Source organism: Saccharothrix espanaensis DSM 44229 (assembly GCF_000328705.1).
GTDB classification, from domain to species: Bacteria; Actinomycetota; Actinomycetes; order Mycobacteriales; family Pseudonocardiaceae; genus Actinosynnema; species Actinosynnema espanaense.
In genome coordinates, this window is the sequence record NC_019673.1 from 6,766,099 (window position 1) to 6,784,346 (window position 18,248).

General features: G+C 72.3%; 16 protein-coding genes. 7 read left to right on the forward strand and 9 right to left on the reverse strand.

What is annotated here, in order from left to right; genetic code table 11:
• Positions 1–88 precede the first annotated feature (88 nt).
• A complete protein-coding gene (locus tag BN6_RS29125; RefSeq protein WP_015103418.1) occupies positions 89–685 on the reverse strand; it encodes a deacetylase in 597 nt (198 codons plus the stop codon).
• A 135-nt stretch (positions 686–820) separates the two neighbouring features.
• On the opposite strand from BN6_RS29125, the gene BN6_RS29130 reads away from it, so the two are divergent.
• Positions 821–1,120, forward strand: coding sequence for a hypothetical protein (locus BN6_RS29130; protein ID WP_015103419.1), 300 nt, complete (start codon positions 821–823; stop codon positions 1,118–1,120).
• Here the strand turns inward: BN6_RS29130 and BN6_RS29135 are convergent.
• The 4 genes from BN6_RS29135 to BN6_RS29150 all read right to left on the reverse strand — a co-directional run bounded on the left by BN6_RS29135 (position 1,110) and on the right by BN6_RS29150 (position 5,125).
• Positions 1,110–1,664 carry a GNAT family N-acetyltransferase gene (locus BN6_RS29135; RefSeq protein WP_041314449.1) on the reverse strand — a complete coding sequence of 185 codons (555 nt, stop codon included), beginning with the start codon at positions 1,662–1,664 and terminating at the stop codon, positions 1,110–1,112. The genes BN6_RS29130 and BN6_RS29135 overlap by 11 nt on opposite strands.
• A 26-nt stretch (positions 1,665–1,690) precedes the next feature.
• A complete protein-coding gene (locus tag BN6_RS29140; RefSeq protein ID WP_015103421.1) occupies positions 1,691–2,989 on the reverse strand; it encodes a dihydrolipoamide acetyltransferase family protein in 1,299 nt (432 codons plus the stop codon).
• Positions 2,982–3,962: an alpha-ketoacid dehydrogenase subunit beta gene (locus tag BN6_RS29145; protein WP_041314452.1), complete on the reverse strand. Its 981-nt coding sequence runs from the start codon at positions 3,960–3,962 to the stop codon at positions 2,982–2,984. The genes BN6_RS29140 and BN6_RS29145 overlap by 8 nt, the downstream gene beginning before the upstream one ends.
• A 95-nt stretch (positions 3,963–4,057) precedes the next feature.
• Entirely contained in the window at positions 4,058–5,125 is a 1,068-nt protein-coding gene (locus BN6_RS29150; protein ID WP_015103423.1) for a thiamine pyrophosphate-dependent dehydrogenase E1 component subunit alpha, read from the reverse strand.
• A 121-nt stretch (positions 5,126–5,246) separates the two neighbouring features.
• Between BN6_RS29150 and BN6_RS29155 the strand changes: the two genes are divergently transcribed.
• On the forward strand, positions 5,247–5,723 hold the full coding sequence (locus tag BN6_RS29155; RefSeq protein WP_041314455.1) for an Lrp/AsnC family transcriptional regulator: 477 nt from the start codon (positions 5,247–5,249) through the stop codon (positions 5,721–5,723).
• A gap of 82 nt (positions 5,724–5,805) precedes the next feature.
• On the opposite strand, the gene BN6_RS29160 is transcribed toward BN6_RS29155, so the two are convergent.
• The 4 genes from BN6_RS29160 to BN6_RS29175 form a co-directional block, all read right to left on the reverse strand.
• Positions 5,806–6,495 (reverse strand): CAP domain-containing protein, encoded by a 690-nt coding sequence (locus BN6_RS29160; protein WP_015103425.1) that lies wholly within the window; start codon positions 6,493–6,495, stop codon positions 5,806–5,808.
• Positions 6,496–6,740: 245 nt separating this feature from the next.
• A complete protein-coding gene (locus BN6_RS29165; protein WP_015103426.1) occupies positions 6,741–8,024 on the reverse strand; it encodes a HAMP domain-containing sensor histidine kinase in 1,284 nt (427 codons plus the stop codon).
• Positions 8,021–8,704, reverse strand: coding sequence for a response regulator transcription factor (locus BN6_RS29170; protein ID WP_041318519.1), 684 nt, complete (start codon positions 8,702–8,704; stop codon positions 8,021–8,023). Before BN6_RS29170 ends, BN6_RS29165 begins: the two co-directional genes overlap by 4 nt.
• A 447-nt stretch (positions 8,705–9,151) precedes the next feature.
• Complete coding sequence (locus BN6_RS29175) at positions 9,152–9,727, reverse strand: ArsR/SmtB family transcription factor (RefSeq protein WP_231904777.1); 576 nt, start codon at positions 9,725–9,727, stop codon at positions 9,152–9,154.
• Between the two features lie 177 nt (positions 9,728–9,904).
• Here BN6_RS29175 and BN6_RS47040 point away from each other — a divergent pair, with 177 nt between their 5' ends.
• From BN6_RS47040 to BN6_RS29200, 5 genes are all read left to right on the forward strand, one after another.
• Complete coding sequence (locus tag BN6_RS47040) at positions 9,905–10,489, forward strand: hypothetical protein (protein ID WP_015103429.1); 585 nt, start codon at positions 9,905–9,907, stop codon at positions 10,487–10,489.
• 219 nt (positions 10,490–10,708) lie between these two features.
• The gene (locus BN6_RS29185) at positions 10,709–11,413 is read left to right on the forward strand and encodes a VIT1/CCC1 transporter family protein (protein WP_041314459.1); all 705 of its coding nucleotides are present in this window, start codon (positions 10,709–10,711) and stop codon (positions 11,411–11,413) included.
• A 273-nt stretch (positions 11,414–11,686) separates the two neighbouring features.
• On the forward strand, positions 11,687–11,899 hold the full coding sequence (locus tag BN6_RS29190; protein WP_148303069.1) for a hypothetical protein: 213 nt from the start codon (positions 11,687–11,689) through the stop codon (positions 11,897–11,899).
• Between the two features lie 418 nt (positions 11,900–12,317).
• Positions 12,318–16,799: a glutamate synthase large subunit gene (gene gltB / locus BN6_RS29195; RefSeq protein ID WP_041318525.1), complete on the forward strand. Its 4,482-nt coding sequence runs from the start codon at positions 12,318–12,320 to the stop codon at positions 16,797–16,799.
• A complete protein-coding gene (locus tag BN6_RS29200) occupies positions 16,792–18,243 on the forward strand; it encodes a glutamate synthase subunit beta (protein ID WP_015103433.1) in 1,452 nt (483 codons plus the stop codon). Before gltB ends, BN6_RS29200 begins: the two co-directional genes overlap by 8 nt.
• Positions 18,244–18,248 lie beyond the last annotated feature (5 nt).

Genomic DNA, 18,248 nt, shown 5'->3' on the forward strand with positions numbered 1-18,248 from the left:
GACCCGGCGCGGAACCACCACACCAGTGCCCTACCAGCCCTACCAGCACGCCACCGGGCCCCATCTGGATCCGAACCCCGAACAGCTCCTAGAGCCGTTCGACCTCCGGCCCGGTCCAGAAGGTGGTGCGGCCGGCGAGGTAGGCGGCGGCGCGGGCGGTGGTCCAGCCGTGGCTTTCGCACAGGCCGTCGCGCAGCATCTTCAGGTACGGGCCGGAGGGCGCGGTGTGCTCGACGTCCCCGGCCGACCAGGGGGCGGTGAAGGTCAGGGCCGGGTGGCCGGCGAACTCGCCCAGCCGCAGCAGGGTGTCGTACCGGCCGGGGCCGCGCTGGTCGCGGCCCTCGGCCAGGACGGTGGTCAGGTCGATCTCCGGGCCGGGCTCGCGGTACATCTCCTGCTCGACCACGTCGGCGAACTGGCCGGTGGTGATCAGGTAGCCGCGCATGGCGGCCGTGCCGGGCAGCCCGGGGTCGAAGAACGCCCGTCCACCGCCCCACACCGGCGACCGGGTCGCGAAGTAGATGCCGCCGGGGGCCTCGACCTCGCGCACGGCGCGCGGCGGGCTGCCGTCCCGACACCCCGGGTAGGCGTGCGCCGCGCCGACCGGCACGCCACCGCGCAGGTAGCAGGCGAACCGGTCGGCGTACAGGTTCGAGCCGTAGCTGACGTACCAGACGTGGCTCATCGGCGCATCCCGCACGTGCACCCCACCTCCGCGGACTGGGCCGGACGGCTGAACTCGCCGCGTTGCGACCACGCCTGCCCATCCGTCCTACCAGGGTGGCCGTCGACCCATCACACCTCAGGGAGATCACCAGCCATGGCACAGACCGAGGACGTCCACGACGGCCACGTCTACGACCTCCAGTTCAGCGGCACCGTGTTCAGCAGCGACAACGGCAAGCAGAAGGTGGTGGTGCTGGTCGGCGCCTACGCCGGCACCGGCCGCACCACCAGGGCGCTCGTCGCGCGGGCCAAGGTCAGCGGCACGAAGGTCGAGCCGGACCTGGCCGAGCTGTACACCGTGCCGCACGAGAAGCTGGAGGTCGTGCACCCCGTCCTCGGCGAGAAGGAGCTCAAGGCGGTGAAGGCGCAGCTGGTGAAGAAGATCACCGGCTAGCGCGCCACTCGTCTTCCAGGATCGCGTAGACGAACTCCTCGCCCCACGCGCCCTTGAAGACCTCGGCGTGCCGGAAGTGCGCTTCGCGGCGCATCCCCAGGCGTTCCATGACCCGCCACGACGCGCCGTTGGACGCGTCGCACGAGGCCACGATCCGGTGCAGGCCCAGGTTCTCGAAGCCGAGCCGGAGCATGACCCGGGACGCTTCGGTCGCGTAGCCGCGGCCGTAGTGGTCGGGGTGGAAGATGTAGCCGATCTCGCCCTGGCGGTGTTCCTCGTTGAGCCACTTGAGCACGGTCTCGCCGATCACCCGGCCGTCGTGCTCGACGGCCAGCGACAGGTGCTCGCCCTCCTTCGCGGGCCAGGTGACCGCCGTCTTGAGCGCCAGGCTCTCGGTGGTCTCCTCCGGCGTCTTCGCCTCCCCGTACAGGTACCGCACCACCTCGGGCAGGGACTGCCACGAGTGCAGGGCGGCGTGGTCGGCGTGGGTGAAGGGGCGCAGCAGCAGGCGTTCGGTGCGGATGGGGTAGGCGGGTTTGGTCACGGTTCCCAATCTACAAAGAACTGCGGTCAGAGGTCGGCCATCGCCGTGATCGGCGACTGCACGCAGTCGGCCACGAACCTGAGGAACCCGCCCGCCGTGCCGCCGTCGCACACCCGGTGGTCGAAGGCGAGCGTGAGCTGGGTGACCTTGCGGACCGCCAGCTGCCCGTCGACCACCCACGGCCGGTCGATGATCCGGCCGATGCCGAGGATCGCCGCCTCGGGGTGGTTGATGATCGCGGCCGACCCGTCGACGCCGAACACCCCGTAGTTGTTGACCGTGAACGTCCCGCCGGTCAGCGCGGCCGGGGCGATCTTCCCGTCCCGGGCCGACGTCGCCAGGTCGGTGATAGCGGCGGCCAGGCCGGACGTGGTGAGCGTGTGCGCGTCGCGGACCACGGGCACCACCAGCCCCCGGTCGGTCTGCGCGGCGAACCCCAGGTGGATCTCGTCCAGCACGGCGATCTCGTCGCCCTCGACCCGGGAGTTCAGCTCGGGGAACTTCGTCAGGCCCAGCACGGTGAACCGGGCCAGCAGCGCGAGCAGCGACACGCCCGGCAGCGCGGCGCGGGCGGTCAGGAAGTCCGTCGCGTCGACGTCCACCCAGACGGTCGCCTCGGGGATCTCGCGCCGGGACGTGGCCAGCTTCGCCGCCACCACCCCGCGCAGCCCCTTGAGCGGGATCCGCCGGCCGGCCGCGGGAGCGGAGGACCGCGCGGCCAGTTCCCGTTCGACGTCCACCCGGCGGATCACGCCACCGGGGCCGCTGCCGGCGATGGTGTCCAGCGCCAGCCCGTTCTCCCGCGCCATCCGCCGCACCAGCGGCGAGATGACCGCCGGAGCCACCCCCGACGGGCGCACCGGCCCGCTCTCGACCACCTGCGCCGGACCCACCGCGACGGGCTGTGCCGAAGCGGTGCGAGCCGGAGCGGGCTGGGTCGGGACGGCGGGGGTGGTCTGGGGCGGTGCGCCGCGACCGGGACCGCGACGGTTGGCGCGGCGGCGGCGGGGCGAGTCGGTGGTGCCGTAGCCGATCAGCACGTTGCCCGAACCCGTCTCGGCGGACGGCGCGGGCGTCGGCTCCTCCCCCGCGGCGAGCCCCACCGACAGCAGCACCGAGCCGACCGCGAGCTTCTCGCCCGGCTCGCCGAACCGGGCCCGCACCACGCCCTCGAACGGGCACGGCACCTCGACCACGGCCTTCGCCGTCTCGACCTCGACCACGGGCTGGTCGATCGACACCTGGTCGCCGACCGCCACCAGCCAGGTGACGATCTCGCCCTCGGTCAGCCCCTCGCCCAGGTCGGGCAGCCGGAAGTCAGGCACCGTACCCCCTCACGACCTCGTCGTCCCACTGCAACCGCGCGACCGCGTCCAGGATCCGGTCCACGCCCGGCAGGTGGTGCTCCTCCAGCTTCGGCGGCGGGTACGGGATGTCGAACCCGGTCACCCGCAGCACGGGCGCGTGCAGGTGGTGGAAGCACCGCTCGGTCACCCGCGCGACGACCTCGGCCCCGTACCCGCCGAACCCGGACGCCTCGTGCACCACGACGGCCCGGCCGGTCTTGCGCACCGACGCGCACACCGTCTCGTCGTCGAACGGCGAGAGCGTCCGCAGGTCCACGACCTCGACGTCCCAGCCCTCCTCGACGGCAGCCTCGGCGGTCTCCAGCGCGGTGGCGACCATCGGCCCGTAGGCGATCAGCGTGACGTCGGTGCCGGTGCGCCGGACGAGCGCCCGGTCCATCGGCACGGCGGCGTCGGTCAGCTCGCCCTTGGCCCAGTACCGGCGCTTGGGCTCCAGGAAGATCACCGGGTCCGGCGAGGCGATCGAGTCGCGCAGCAGCCGGTAGGCGTCGTCGGGGGTGCCGGGCGTGACGACCGTGAGGCCCGGGGTGTGGGTGTAGTACGCCTCGGACGAGTCGCAGTGGTGCTCCACGCCGCCGATGCCGCCGCCGTACGGCACCCGGATGACGATCGGCAGCGACACCCGCCCGCGGGTCCGGTTGCGCATCTTGGCCAGGTGGCTGGTGATCTGCTCGAACGCCGGGTAGGCGAACGCGTCGAACTGCATCTCCACGACGGGCCGCAGCCCGTTCATCGCCATGCCGATCGCGGTGCCGACGATCCCGGACTCGGCCAGCGGCGTGTCGAACACCCGGGCCTCGCCGAACCGGGCGGCCAGCCCGTCGGTCACCCGGAAGACGCCGCCGAGCGGGCCCACGTCCTCGCCGAACACCAGTACGCTCGGGTCGTCTTCCAGCGCGTCGGACAGCGCCCGGTTGAGGGCGCCCGCCATCGACAGGTTCGTGCCCGCCAGTGACCTCGATCCCGCCCGTGCCCCCGAGTGCGACCCCAGGTGCGACCCCGGCTGCGACCCCGCCAGTGACGCCGTCATGCCAGTTCCTCCGCGAGGGCCGCGGCCTGCTCGCGCAGGTGCGTGGTCGGGGTGGCGTACACGTGCTCGAACAGCGTCGCCGGGTCGTACTCGTGGTCCACGTTGAGCTTGGCCCGCACGGAGGCGGCGAAGTCCTCGGCCTCGGCGGCGACCTCGGCCTTGCGGGCGGCGTCGAGCAGGCCGCGCGCGGTCAGGTAGGCGTCGATCCGGTCGACGGGGTCGCGGTCCAGCCACGCGGCGACCTCGTCGGAGGTGCGGTAGCGGGTGGCGTCGTCGGCGTTGGTGTGCGCCTCGATGCGGTAGGTCAGCGCCTCGATCAGGGTGGGCCCGCCGGAGTCGAGGGCTTCCCGGACCACGGCGTAGACCGCGGCCACGTCGTTGCCGTCGACCAGCACGGACGGCACGCCGTAGCCGACGCCCTTGGCGGCCAGCGTGGGCGCGGCGGTCTGCTTGGACAGCGGCACGCTGATCGCGTAGCCGTTGTTCTGCACCAGGAACACGACGGGCGCGCGCCACACGCCGGCGAAGTTGAGCGCCTCGTGCGTGTCGCCCTCGGAGGTCGCGCCGTCGCCGAGCAGCACCAGCGCCGCGGTGTCCTCGCCCTTGACGCGCGCGGCGTGCGCGAACCCGACCGCGTGCAGCGTGTTGGTGGCCAGCGGGGTGCACTGCGGGCCGACCCGGTGCTCGTAGGGGTCGTAGCCCAGGTGCCAGCCGCCTTGCAGCAGGGTGAGCGTCTCGCCCGGGTCGACGCCGCGGGTGACCAGCGCGACCGAGTCGCGGTAGGTGGGGAACAGCCAGTCGTGGCTGCGCAGCGCCAGCACCGAGCCGACCTCGCACGCCTCCTGGCCGCGCGAGGAGGGGTAGACCGCGAGCCGGCCCTGCTTGGTCAGCGCGGTGGCCTGGGTGTCGAAGCGCCGGCCGATCACCATCCGGCGGTGCAGTTCGAGCAGCACGTCGTCGTCGGGCATGGCCAGCGGCGAGTCGGTGACCGGCGCGCCGTCCTTGCGCAGCAGCGACAGCGGCTCCTCGGTGGGCAGCAGCGACCGCTCCCTGGTGGCGACCATGGGCTCCTCCGACGCTCGGGGTGACCGGACAAGCGCATGGTCCAGCTCACACCGGCCAAAGTTCCAGTTCCGGCGTGGAATTCTGGACGAATTGTCGCGTGAAGGGGTTATCGTCGACCGTATGACGCCCAGCCCTGGACACACGGCACCGATCGACGCCACCGACCGGCGGATCGTGGAGGAGCTGCGGGCCGACGGCCGGCTGTCGATGCGGGCGCTCGCCGAGAAGCTGCACATCTCCCGGGCGAGCGCGTACTCGCGGGTGGAGCGGCTGCACCGGGACGGCGTGATCACCGGCTACACGGCGGTGGTCGACCCGGAGCGGTACGGGTTCGGCATCTCGGCGTACGTGTACCTCAAGATCAGCCAGCACTCGTGGAAGGCGGTGCGGCAGCGGGTGCTGGAGATCCCCGAGGTGTGGCATGGCGCGCTGGTCTCCGGCGACTACGACCTGGTGCTGCTGGTCCGCGCGCCGGACGCGCACAGCCTGCGCGACCTCGTGCTCAGCCGGTTGCAGACGATGCCGGACGTGACGTCGAGCCACACCGTGCTGATCCTGGACGAGCTGCCCACCGACGCCCACCAGCCGAGGTTCTGAGCGATAGGCCCGAGGGGCACGACCCGTTGTACGCCGGGTCGTGCCCCTCGGGTCGACGTGCCGGACAGCGGTGGCGTCGGACCTACCAGCCGAACGCCTGCGTCCAGTACACGCCGTATGAACCGCCGCGCGCCATACCGACGCCCAGCGTCTTGAGCTTGCAGTTGAGGATGTTCGCGCGGTGGCCGGGCGACTCCATCCAGCCCTTCACCACCGACTTGGGGGTGCGCTGGCCGGCGGCGATGTTCTCCGCGCCGGGCGCGGGGTGGCCGGCGGCCCTGATCCGGTCCACGAACGTGCGGCCGTCCTTGGACTTGTGGTCGAAGTAGTTCTGCGCGGCCATGTCGGCGCTGTGCCCGCGCGCGGCCTGGTCCAGCCGCTCGTCGACGCCCAGCGCGGGGCAGCCGTTGGCGGTGCGCTCGGCGTTGGTCAGGTTGAACACCTCGGCCTCGGCGACCTCGACCTCGGTCTTGACCGGGGCGACGGGCTCGGGCGCGGGCTCCGGGGCGGGCGCGGGCCGCTCGGCGGAGGTCGTCGTGGGCGCCGGCGTGGTGGCGGCGACCTCGGCGGCGGTGTCGGCCGGGGTGACAGCCGGGGTGGTCGCGGGGGTGGTCGGCGGGGTCTCGGAGTGCGACGTGGTGCGGACGTTCGTGGTGGCCGTCGCGGTCACCTGGGCGGCCGCCCGGCCGGCCTGCGGGCTGTCACCGCAGCCGACCAAAGCCAGCCCGGCGACAGCGAGGACGACCGGCAGTGCTGTGCTCGTGCGAGACACGCGGAAAACCTCATCTGGTTGGACGGCTTTTCGGGCGCGGCGACCGCACGTGCGCTTGTTCGCAGGGTAAGCGCACGTGCGGTCGCCACACCGGACGGAGAACCGGGCGGACCGGGCAAGGGGGAGGAGCGCTGCGGTCGGCCTCAATTCCGAAAATAACCTTATCCGTAATTTCGGAATTGTCAACCATGATTTATTTAAGGAACATTTAAAGGTCGCATGAGGTGACGGAAAGAAACGGCCGGCTAACCTTGCGGCTCCGGCACCCGGGTCAGCCTCAGTTGCACCCGGGTGCCGCCGAGCGGCCCGCGGTCCACGGACAGCGAGCCTCCGGTGGACTCGGCCGCGCGGCGGGCGATGTCGAGTCCGAGACCGGTGGAGCCGGCGCTGCTGCTTCCACGGCGCAGCGCCGACTCCAGGTCCTCGATACCGGGCCCGGCGTCCTCGATCACGATCACCACCAGGTCCGGCCGGTGGAACAGCGCCACCACGAACCCGACGCCCTCCGGCGTGTGCCGGAAGATGTTGCCCAGCACCACGTCCATCGCCGCGGCCAGGTCGGTGCGGGTCAGCGGCACGAACGCGCTGCGCTCGGTGCCCCGCATGTTCCACCGCCGCTGCTGGTCGTCGGCCAGCGCCGACCAGAACACCAGCCGGTCGTGCACCACCTGGGCGGCGTCGCACTGCCGGCCGCCCGGGTCGTCCAGCTCCCGGCGGGCGGCCCGGATCAGCTCGTTGACCTCGCGCTCCAGCGCGTGCACGGCCTGCCGGACGCGGTTCGCGCCGGGGTCCGCGCCGAGCGTCTCGGAGTCCAGCCGCAGCGCGGTCAGCGGCGTGCGCAGCCGGTGCGACAGGTCGGCCAGCAGCTCGCGCTCGGCGGCCATGAGCTGCCCGATCCGGTCGGCCATCCGGTTGAACGCACCACCCGCGTCGGCCAGTTCGGGCGGCCCGGTGGGCACCACCCGGGTGGCCAGGTCGCCCTGCTCCATCCGCTGCGCGCCCTCGGCCAGCGCCTTGGACGCCTTCACCACCCGCCCGCCGAGCCGGTCGGCGACCAGCACCGACGCCAGCACCAGCGACAGCGCCACGCCGCCGAGCGCGAACCAGGCGGTGGAGACGCCGCGGGAGAGCTCCTCCTCGGGCACGAACGCCTCGACCACGGCGACCCGGTCCTCGCCGAGCACGACGGGCTGCATGTGCACCCACCCGTCGGACACCGGCGCGGTGAACGTGCGGCGCTCCCCGCGCGCGGTCCGCAGCTGCTCCTCGGTGGCCTTGGCGGTGCCGACGACCTGCCCGCCGACCAGGTGGACGGCGACCTGGCCGCCGGTGGAGACCAGCGCCTGCTCCACGGTGAGCGGTTCGGCGGTGATCGCCAGGACCGGGGTGAGCGAGACGGCCCGCAGCTCGGCGTCGGCGAACGCCCGGTCCCGGGCCAGCTGCTGCACCACCATGGCCAGCGGGATCAGGAACGCGAACGCCACCATCGAGGTGACCGCCAGCGAGACCAGCGCGAGCGACCTCCTCACTCGACGGCCGTCAGCTTGAACCCGACACCGCGCACGGTGTGCAGGTAGCGGGGTTGCGCGGCGCGTTCGCCGAGCTTGCGGCGCAACCACGACAGGTGGACGTCGAGGGTCTGGTCGTCGTGCCGGCCGGGCAGGTTCCACAGGTTGGCCAGCAGCTCGGCGCGCGGCACCACCTTGCCCTCCCGCGCGGCGAGGTAGGCCAGCAGGTCGAACTCCTTGCGGGTCAGGTTCAGCTCGCGGCCGGCCAGCCGGGCCTCCCGCCGGTCGAGGTCGACGGTGAGCTGGCCGATCCGCAGCGGCTCGACCGCCTCGTCCTTGCGGGCGCGGCGCAGCACCGCCGACAGCCGCGCGGCCAGGTGCTCGCTGGAGAAGGGTTTGACCAGGTAGTCGTCCGCGCCGGAGTTGAGCAGGCGGACGATCTCCGCCTCGTCGTCGCGCGCGGTCGCGACGATCACCGGCACGTCGCACAGCCCGCGCATCATCCGCAGCGCGTCCGCGCCGTCCATGTCGGGCAACCCGAGATCGAGCACGACGAGGTCGAACGCGGTGGCGCCCGCGATCTCCCGGAGGGCTTCCAGCGCCGTGCCGACCGGCAGCACGGCGTGCCCCAGGCCGGTCAGCGCGCGAGTCACCGCCGACCGCACCACCGGGTCGTCCTCGACCAGCAACACCGAGACCATGGCGCGCACCGTAACGCCCGCCGACACGAACGGGTGAACAACACCCGCCTACTGGCCCCACCCGCGGCACCGACACCCACCAACCGCAGTCGGCCGCCACCACCCGACGGCGCAGTGCGCGGCCACGAATCACCCCGCCCGCGCCCGAATGCCGCCGGCGCATTCCCGCGACACCCACCGCGGTCGAGCAGAGGCATTATCCGAAATTGTCCGCGACCGGACACCGAATCATCATTCCGGGCCCCGGCCGCCCCTGGTCCGCATCGATCGGCGTACTCCTCGAACCCGGCGAAGCGGATCGAGGTCACCGGCGAGGCGCGCCGCCGCGAGGAGGCGTTCGCGGCCGAACCCACCCGGCCGGGGGCGTCCCGCCGGTCACGCCGAGTCCTGCGGGTAGGCCAGGAACAGCGTGCTCACCCGGCGCGCGTCCGGCCCGTCCGCCGCCGATTACTTGGCCAGCAGCGCCAGATACTCCTCGAAGAACGCCTCGAACCGTTCCAGCGACACGGTCACCGTCCCGCGCGAGTACGGGAACGCGTCACCCCACGCGCCGTCGTCCGGCGCGGCCGAGCGCGCCCGGTGGAACGCCGCCACGTCCTCGGCGAACCCCCGCTCGTCCATGCCCACCAGCAGCGCGCGCACCTCGGCTCCCTGCTCGCCGCGCCTCGGGAACCGGATGTCGGCGGGCACCGCACGCCACCACCGCTCCCGCCCGCGAGCCCGCTCCGGCAGTTCCTCGACAAACCCGTGCCGGGCGAGTTCACGCAGGTGGTAGCTGGTCGCGCCGGTGTTGAGGTCCAGTGCACGGGCCAGCGCGGCGGAGGTCGCCGGACCACCTCGGTGCAGTTCGTCGAGCATCTGCTGCCGGCGCGGGTGGGCGAGCGCCTTCAGCGCACCGCCGCGAGCGTCGCCGCGCTGGGCACCGGCAGGCCGACCGGCGAGCACGGCGTCGTCGGGTGGACCTTCGCGGCGGATGGTCGACTTCATCGCCGACCCGCGCACCACCGTCCCCGTCGACTGCACCGCCCACCACCACCGCCGACGGGCTCACCGACGACCAGCGCCGCCGGATCGCCGCGGTCACCGCGCCCGGTCTCCGGCTCACCTGGACCCCGGCGCACACCGGCGGATCCACGCAGGTCAACGGATTCCTCGACGGTCAGGGGTTCATCGCACAGGTCCCGCCGGCAGGATGACCGCGTGACCAGGGGCCTGCGGTACGTCGCGCTGTGGTCGGCGTCCACCGCCGTCGCCGTCGCCCTGTCCTGGCTCGGTCTCCGGTCCGTGCTGGACGCCGGCGTGGTCGAACGGCCGGTGATCCTCGCCGGCCCCACCCAGTCGACCGCGGTCCCCGCCACCACCACGACCACCACCACGCCCACCGTGACCACCACCACCGCGCCCGCCCCGGTGGTGGTCACGACCACCGAACCGGCCCGGACCACCACCACGACGACCACACCCACCACGACCACGACGACGACCACCACGACCGCCACCGTCAACGCCCTACCCTCCGACAGCGGCACGTGGGCCCGGGACCAGAACGGCGAACAGGTCTACCTGCGCAGCTTCCAACTCCGGGGCGGCAGCGCGGCGATCAAGTTCTCCCCCACCGACATGGAACCCATCTCGGCCACCCCGAGGCAGGGCTACGCGGCCAACATCGAGCAGCCCGCGCACGCCGTGGTCGTCGAGTTCGTCGGCCCCGGCTACGTCTCCCGGCTGGAAGCCATGTGGATCAACAACGGCCCGCTGTGGCGGACGTTGGAAGAAGCGCGCTGAGGATCAGCCCAGCGCCACGTCCGGCCGCAGGCGCGGCAACCGCGCGTAGAACGCCTTGCCCAGACACAGAAGCCCCGGTGCCCTCGATCCGATCGAAGTCCGGTTCTGACCGAGGCAGTGCGCGCCCGACCCGCGACACGCCCGCCCACCAGCACCACCGGACTCCCCCGGTCAGCCGGCGGGCAGCATGACCGCGCTCCCGGTGGTTCGATCACGCTCATGACGCACCCCGGCGAAGCCCACCACGACGCCCTCTCCGAACGCCTCAACTGGCTGCGCGCCGGGGTCCTCGGCGCGAACGACGGGATCGTCTCCACCGCGGGCCTCGTCGTCGGCGTCGCGGGCGCGTCCGCCGACCGCACCGCGATCTTCGCCGCCGGCGTCGCCGGACTGGTCGCCGGCGCGCTGTCCATGGCGGGCGGCGAGTACGTGTCGGTGAGCACCCAGCGCGACACCGAGCGGGCCGCGCTGGCGCTGGAAGCGCGCGAACTGCGCGACATGCCCGAGGACGAGGAGCGCGAACTCGCCCACATCTACGAGGACAAGGGCCTGTCACCGGAACTGGCCGCCCGGGTCGCCCGCGAACTCACCGAGGGCGACCCGCTGCGCGCCCACGCCGAGGCCGAGCTCCGGATCGACCCGGACAGCCTGACCAGCCCGTGGCAGGCCGCGTGGGCGTCCCTGCTGTCCTTCGCGGTCGGCGCGCTGATCCCGCTGGTGGCGATCGTCCTGCCGCCGACCGGGTGGCGGGTGTGGGCGTGCGGGCTGGCCGTTCTCGTCGGCCTGGTGCTCACCGGGGTGATCAGCGCCCGACTCGGCTCCAGCCCGGCGTGGCGGGCGGTGCGGCGCAACGTCGTCGTGGGCACGCTGACCATGGTCGTGACCTACCTCGTCGGCCTGCTGTTCGGCGTCGCCGTGAACTAGCGCGTACCAAGGGCTCCCGGCGTCGACCACCGTCTATACCGGACTGCTCGCACCCGAGCCGTCATTGCGCGGGCCGACGCTCTCGCGAACACGTTCCGTCAGATAGAAAAACGCTCCGTGATGACCCGAAACCGTCCGCCACCCAGGTGACGCACCCGCTGTGGACGCTCCCGAAAGTCGTCGCACCCAGGTGTGAAGTGCGCGCCGAGTGGGTAACCGCCCCGGACTCGACGCCGTTGGGCGCGTCGAGCCCCCGGAGCGGAGGTGCCCGCCGTGACCCATCCCCCGACCACCTTCTACGCCCCGCGCACAGAGAGAGCCGAACGCCGGCTCTGGGCGCTGCTGGCCGCCTTGTTCGCACTGGTCGCCGGGGTGAACGCGATCCTCGCCCTGAGCGCTGCGCAGTGGTGGCCGGGAGTCGTGGCCGCCCTGACCGTGCTGGCCGCCGTCGGGTGCGCGCGCGTCGCCCGGACCACGCGGAGCTGACTTCACACCGCACTGAAGTCACCAATCGTGATGAGCGACTAGTCCGACCGGGTGTAACCCCTGGTCGGATGGATGTCAACTGGGGGTGGGATTCCCCACGACGCCCTGTCGGACTAGAGCCATAACCGCGAATTCACACTATCGTCACAAGACCCCGGCAACCCCGGTGCACCGCCCCGCGTGTCCCAGCGGCCCGATCCGGCCCCCACGGGACCCGCGCGCAAGGAAGTGCAGTTTCCCGCACAACGGAGTGCGGACCCCGTGCCGCCGATCTCCGGCGCGGGCTCCAGAGCCAGGCCACAGGCCGAGCCGCCACGCGTCAACGAAGCGCGTCCTCAGGCGGCCGGCCATCTCCGTTTGCCCAAAAACGCCTGGTACAGGCGACACCACGGGAGGGCCCGTTGTGACCCACCACCACATGCTGCCCGAGCCACGCCGGCAGGGCCTGTATGACCCGCAGTTCGAACGCGACGCGTGCGGCGTGGCGTTCGTCGCCGACCTGGCCGGTCGGCGCAACCACGCGATCGTCAGCAAAGCGCTGGTCGCGTTGCGCAACCTGGAGCACCGGGGCGCGCGGGGCGCGGAGCCGGAGACCGGCGACGGCGCGGGCATCCTGATCCAGGTGCCCGACGCGTTCTTCCGCGCGGTGGTCGACTTCGCGCTGCCCGAGCCGGGCTGCTACGCGGTCGGCACGGCGTTCCTCCCGCACGACGACGCGCACGTCCGGGCCGAGATCGAGCGCATCGCCACCGAGGAGGGCGCGACCGTCCTGGGCTGGCGCGACCTCCCGGTGGACCCCGACCACGTCGGACCGACCGCGAAGACCACCATGCCCGCGTTCCGCCAGCTCTTCCTCGGTGGCGAGGAGGGCCTGGAGCTGGAGCGCCTGGCGTTCGTGGTGCGCAAGCGGGCCGAGCACGCGACCGGCGTGTACTTCCCGTCGCTGTCCGGCCGGACCATCGTCTACAAGGGGATGCTCACCGAGCCCCAGGTGGAGAAGTTCTTCCCGGACCTCACCGACGAGCGGGTGACCAGCTCCATCGGCCTGGTGCACTCCCGCTTCTCCACCAACACGTTCCCGTCGTGGCCGCTGGCCCACCCGTACCGGTACGTGGCGCACAACGGCGAGATCAACACCCTGCGCGGCAACCGGAACTGGATGGACGCCCGCGAGTCGGCGCTGGCCACCGACCTGATCCCGGGCGACCTGGAGCGGGTGTTCCCGGTCATCACCCGCGGCGCGAGCGACTCGGCGTCCTTCGACGAGGTGCTGGAGCTGCTGCACCTGAGCGGTCGCAGCCTGCCGCACGCGGTGCTGATGATGATCCCCGAGGCGTGGGAGAACCACGCCGAGATGGACCCGCAGCGGCGCGCGTTCTACGAGTTCCACTCCACGCTGATGGAGCCGTGGGACGGCCCGGCGCTGGTGTCGTTCACCGACGGCACGCTCATCGGCGCGGTGCTCGACCGCAACGGCCTGCGCCCGGCCCGCTACTGGGTCACCGAGGACGGCCTGGTGGTGCTGGGCTCCGAGGCGGGCGTGCTGGAGTTCGACCAGACCACCGTGGTGCGCAAGGGCCGGCTGGAGCCGGGCCGGATGTTCCTGGTGGACACCGCGCAGGGCCGGATCATCGACGACGAGGAGATCAAGGGCGAGCTCGCCGCCGAGCACCCGTACCGGGAGTGGGTCGCCGACGGCATCCTGCACCTGGCCGACCTGCCCGCGCGCGAGCGCGAGGTGCCCACGCACGCCTCGCTCGTGCGCCGCCAGCAGGTGTTCGGCTACACCGAGGAGGAGCTGGCGCTGCTGCTGCGCCCGATGGCGCGGACCGGCGCGGAACCGATCGGCTCGATGGGCAACGACGCCCCGTTCGCGCCGCTGTCGGACCGCCCCCGCCAGCTGTTCGACTACTTCACCCAGCTCTTCGCCCAGGTCACCAACCCGCCGCTGGACGCGATCCGCGAGGAGCTGGTGACCAGCCTGCACGCCACGCTCGGCGCCGAGCCCAACCTGCTGGCGGCCGACGCGACCTCGTGCCGGCGGATCTCGCTGCCGTTCCCGGTGCTGGACAACGACGAGCTGGCCAAGCTGGTGCACGTGGACGACGACGGCGACCTGCCGGAGTTCCGCACCCACACCGTGCACGGCACCTACGACGTCGCCGGCGGCGGCGCGGCGCTGGTCGGCCGGCTGGCCGAGATCAAGGTCGAGGTGTCGGCGGCGATCCGGGACGGCGCGCGCCTGGTCGTGCTGTCCGACCGGGGCGTGGACGCCCGGCACGCGCCGATCCCCTCGCTGCTGCTGACCGGCGCGGTGCACCACCACCTGGTGCGGGAGAAGACCCGGACCCAGGTGGACCTGATCGTGGAGGCCGGCGACGCCCGCGAGGTGCACCACATCGCGCTGCTGGTCGGCTACGGCGCGAAGGCGGTGAACCCGTACCTGGCCATGGCCTCGGTCGAGGAGCTGTCCGAACTGGACGCCAAGTCCGCGACCCGGAACCTGATCAAGGCGCTGGGCAAGGGTGTCCGCAAGACGATGTCCAAGATGGGCGTCTCGACCGTCGCCTCCTACACCGGCGCGCAGATCTTCGAGGCCATCGGCCTGGGCCAGGACGTCATCGACTCCTGTTTCACCGGAACGACTTCCCGCCTGGGCGGGGTCGGCTTCGACGTGCTCGCCGAGGAGGTCGCGCGGCGGCACCGGCTGGCGTTCCCGGCCGACGGTGTGCGGGCGCACCACCGCGAGCTGGAGACCGGCGGCGAGTACCAGTGGCGGCGCGAGGGCGAAGCGCACCTGTTCAACCCGCAGACCGTGTTCAAGCTCCAGCACTCCACGCGCACCGGGCGCTACGACGTGTTCAAGGAGTACACCAGGGCCGTCGACGACCAGGCCAAGCGGCTGCTGACGCTGCGCGGCCTGTTCGCCTTCAAGGACACCACGCCGGTCCCGCTGGACGAGGTGGAGCCGGTCTCCGAGATCGTCAAGCGGTTCGCCACCGGCGCGATCTCCTACGGCTCGATCTCCAAGGAGATGCACGAGGTCCTGGCGATCGCGATGAACCGGCTGGGCGCGAAGTCCAACACCGGTGAGGGCGGCGAGGACGCCGACCGGTTCGTCCGGGACGCCGACGGCGACCTGCGCCGCTCGGCGATCAAGCAGGTGGCCTCCGGCCGGTTCGGGGTCACCAGCGAGTACCTGGTCAACGCGGACGACATCCAGATCAAGATGGCGCAGGGCGCGAAGCCCGGCGAGGGCGGCCAGCTCCCCGGCGCCAAGGTGTACCCGTGGATCGCCAAGACCCGGCACTCCACGCCCGGCGTCGGCCTGATCTCCCCGCCGCCGCACCACGACATCTACTCCATCGAGGACCTCGCCCAGCTCATCCACGACCTGAAGAACGCCAACCCGGCGGCGCGCGTGCACGTGAAGCTCGTCTCCGAGGTCGGCGTCGGCACGGTCGCGGCGGGCGTGTCCAAGGCACACGCGGACGTCGTGCTGATCTCCGGCCACGACGGCGGCACCGGCGCGTCGCCCCTGTCGTCGATCAAGCACGCGGGCGGCCCGTGGGAGCTGGGCCTCGCCGAGACGCAGCAGACGTTGCTGCTCAACAGGTTGCGCGACCGGATCGTGGTGCAGACCGACGGTCAGCTCAAGACCGGCCGGGACGTGGTGATCGCGGCCCTGCTCGGCGCGGAGGAGTTCGGCTTCGCCACCGCGCCCCTGGTGGTGTCGGGCTGCATCATGATGCGGGTCTGCCACCTCGACACCTGCCCGGTGGGCGTGGCCACGCAGAACCCGGTGCTGCGCGCGAAGTTCGCGGGCAAGGCCGAGCACGTGGTGAACTTCTTCGAGTTCGTCGCGCAGGAAGTCCGCGAACTGCTGGCACAACTGGGTTTCCGCACGCTCGCCGAGGCCGTCGGCCACGCCGAGCTGCTCGACACCAAGGACGCCGTGGACCACTGGAAGGCCAACGGGCTCGACCTGTCGCCGATCTTCCACGTGCCCGAGCTGCCCGAGGGCGCGGCCCGCCACCAGACCACGACCCAGGAGCACGGGCTGGACAAGGCGTTGGACAACACGCTGATCCAGCTCGCCGAGGGCGCGATCGCCTCCGGCGACCGGGTGCGGCTGGAACTGCCGGTGCGCAACGTGAACCGGACGGTCGGCACCATGCTCGGATCCGCGGTCACCAAGCGGTGGGGCGGCGCGGGCCTGCCCGACGACACCATCGACATCACGTTCACCGGCACCGCCGGGCAGTCGTTCGGCGCGTTCCTGCCGCGCGGCATCACCCTGCGGCTGATCGGCGACGGCAACGACTACGTGGGCAAGGGCCTGTCCGGCGGGCGGATCACCGTCCGGCCGGTGCCCGACGCGCGGTTCGCCGCCGAGCAGCACGTGATCGCCGGCAACGTGATCGGCTACGGCGCGACCGGCGGCGAGATCTTCCTGCGCGGCAAGGTCGGCGAGCGGTTCTGCGTGCGCAACTCGGGCGCGCTGGCCGTCGTGGAGGGCGTGGGCGACCACGGCTGCGAGTACATGACCGGCGGCCGGGTGGTCGTGCTCGGCCAGACCGGGCGCAACTTCGCGGCGGGCATGTCCGGCGGCATCGCCTACCTGCTCGACCCCGCCGAGCAGCGGGTCAACCCGGAGATGGTCGACCTCGACCCGCTGGACGACGCGGACCGCGAGTTCCTCCGGTCCGCGGTGGAGAAGCACTACACCGAAACGGATTCCGCGGTGGCGCACGGGCTCCTGGCGGACTGGGACCTCGCGGTCGACCGGTTCGCGAAGGTCATGCCCAAGGACTACAAGCGGGTGTTGGCGGCACAGGCGCGGGCCGAGCTGGAAGGCCGCGACGTCGACGAGGCGATCATGGAGGCCGCACATGGCTGACCCGCGCGGTTTTCTCACCACGCAGCGCGAGACCCCGCGCAGCCGGCCGGTGTTCCTGCGGTTGCGGGACTGGCGCGAGGTGTACGAGGAGTTCGAGCAGCCCCGGCTGGAGAAGCAGGCGGGGCGCTGCATGGACTGCGGCATCCCGTTCTGCCACCAGGGCTGCCCGCTGGGCAACCTGATCCCGGAGTGGAACAACCTGGTGTGGAAGCAGGACTGGCGCGAAGCGTCGGAACGCCTGCACGCCACCAACAACTTCCCGGAGTTCACCGGGACGCTGTGCCCCGCCCCGTGCGAGGCCGCCTGCGTGGTCGGGATCAACGGCGACCCGGTCACCATCAAGCGGGTCGAGATCTCGATCATCGACCGCGCCTGGGACGAGGGCTGGGTCACCCCGCAGGAACCCCGCACCCGCACCGGCAAGCGCGTCGCCGTGGTCGGCTCGGGGCCCGCCGGACTGGCCGCCGCGCAGCAGCTCACCCGCGCGGGCCACGAGGTCGTGGTGCTGGAGCGGGCGGACGCGATCGGCGGCCTGCTGCGCTACGGCATCCCCGAGTTCAAGATGGAGAAGTGGCGGCTGGACCGCCGGCTGGACCAGCTGCGGGCCGAGGGCACGCAGTTCCGGACGAACGTGAACGTCGGCGTGGACGTCACGGTCGACGAGCTGCGCGCGTCCTACGACGCCATCGTGCTGGCCGGTGGCGCGACGGCCGGGCGGGACCTGCCCGTGCCGGGCCGTGAGCTGTCCGGCGTGCACCAGGCGATGGAGTACCTGCCGGGCGCGAACCGGGTGGCGCGCGGCGACCTGGCCGCACCCCCGATCACCGCCGAGGGCAAGCACGTCGTGGTGATCGGCGGCGGCGACACGGGCGCGGACTGCGTGGGCACCGCCCACCGCCAGGGCGCGCTGTCGGTGACGCAGCTGGAGATCATGTCCCGCCCGCCGGAGCTGAGGCCGGACGCCAACCCGTGGCCGACCTACCCGATGCTCTACCGGGTGACCTCGGCGCACGAGGAGGGCGGCGAACGCCTCTACTCGGTGTCCACGGCGGAGTTCCTGGGCGACGCGGACGGCGCGGTGCGCGCGGTCAAGCTGGTGGAGGTCCAGCAGGTCGACGGCCGCTTCGAACCCGTGCCCGGCACCGAACGGGAACTGCCGGCCCAGCTGGTGACCCTGGCCATGGGTTTCGTCGGTCCGGAGAAGGAGGGCCTGCTGGACACCCTGGCGGTCACCCTGGACCCGCGCGGGAACGTGGCCCGCGACCAGGACTTCGCCACATCGGTCGACGGCGTCTTCGTGGCCGGCGACATGGGCCGAGGCCAGTCCCTGATCGTCTGGGCGATCGCCGAGGGCCGCTCCGCCGCCGCGGGCGTCGACGCCTACCTGACCGGACGCCACGTCCTGCCCAGCCCCATCGCCCCCACCGACCGCCCCCTCACCTGACCCGA

What these genes read in the sequence shown, in the direction of transcription:
- BN6_RS29185 (WP_041314459.1), top strand. Translation starts at nt 10,709, where the DNA reads ATGACGCACCCCGGCGAAGCCCACCACGACGCCCTCTCCGAACGCCTC.
- BN6_RS29200 (WP_015103433.1), top strand. Translation starts at nt 16,792, where the DNA reads ATGGCTGACCCGCGCGGTTTTCTCACCACGCAGCGCGAGACCCCGCGC.
- gltB (WP_041318525.1), top strand. Translation starts at nt 12,318, where the DNA reads ATGCTGCCCGAGCCACGCCGGCAGGGCCTGTATGACCCGCAGTTCGAA.
- BN6_RS29150 (WP_015103423.1), bottom strand. Translation starts at nt 5,125, where the DNA reads ATGGTCGCCACCAGGGAGCGGTCGCTGCTGCCCACCGAGGAGCCGCTG.
- BN6_RS29170 (WP_041318519.1), bottom strand. Translation starts at nt 8,704, where the DNA reads ATGGTCTCGGTGTTGCTGGTCGAGGACGACCCGGTGGTGCGGTCGGCG.
- BN6_RS29155 (WP_041314455.1), top strand. Translation starts at nt 5,247, where the DNA reads ATGACGCCCAGCCCTGGACACACGGCACCGATCGACGCCACCGACCGG.
- BN6_RS29125 (WP_015103418.1), bottom strand. Translation starts at nt 685, where the DNA reads ATGAGCCACGTCTGGTACGTCAGCTACGGCTCGAACCTGTACGCCGAC.
- BN6_RS29130 (WP_015103419.1), top strand. Translation starts at nt 821, where the DNA reads ATGGCACAGACCGAGGACGTCCACGACGGCCACGTCTACGACCTCCAG.
- BN6_RS29145 (WP_041314452.1), bottom strand. Translation starts at nt 3,962, where the DNA reads ATGGCGGGCGCCCTCAACCGGGCGCTGTCCGACGCGCTGGAAGACGAC.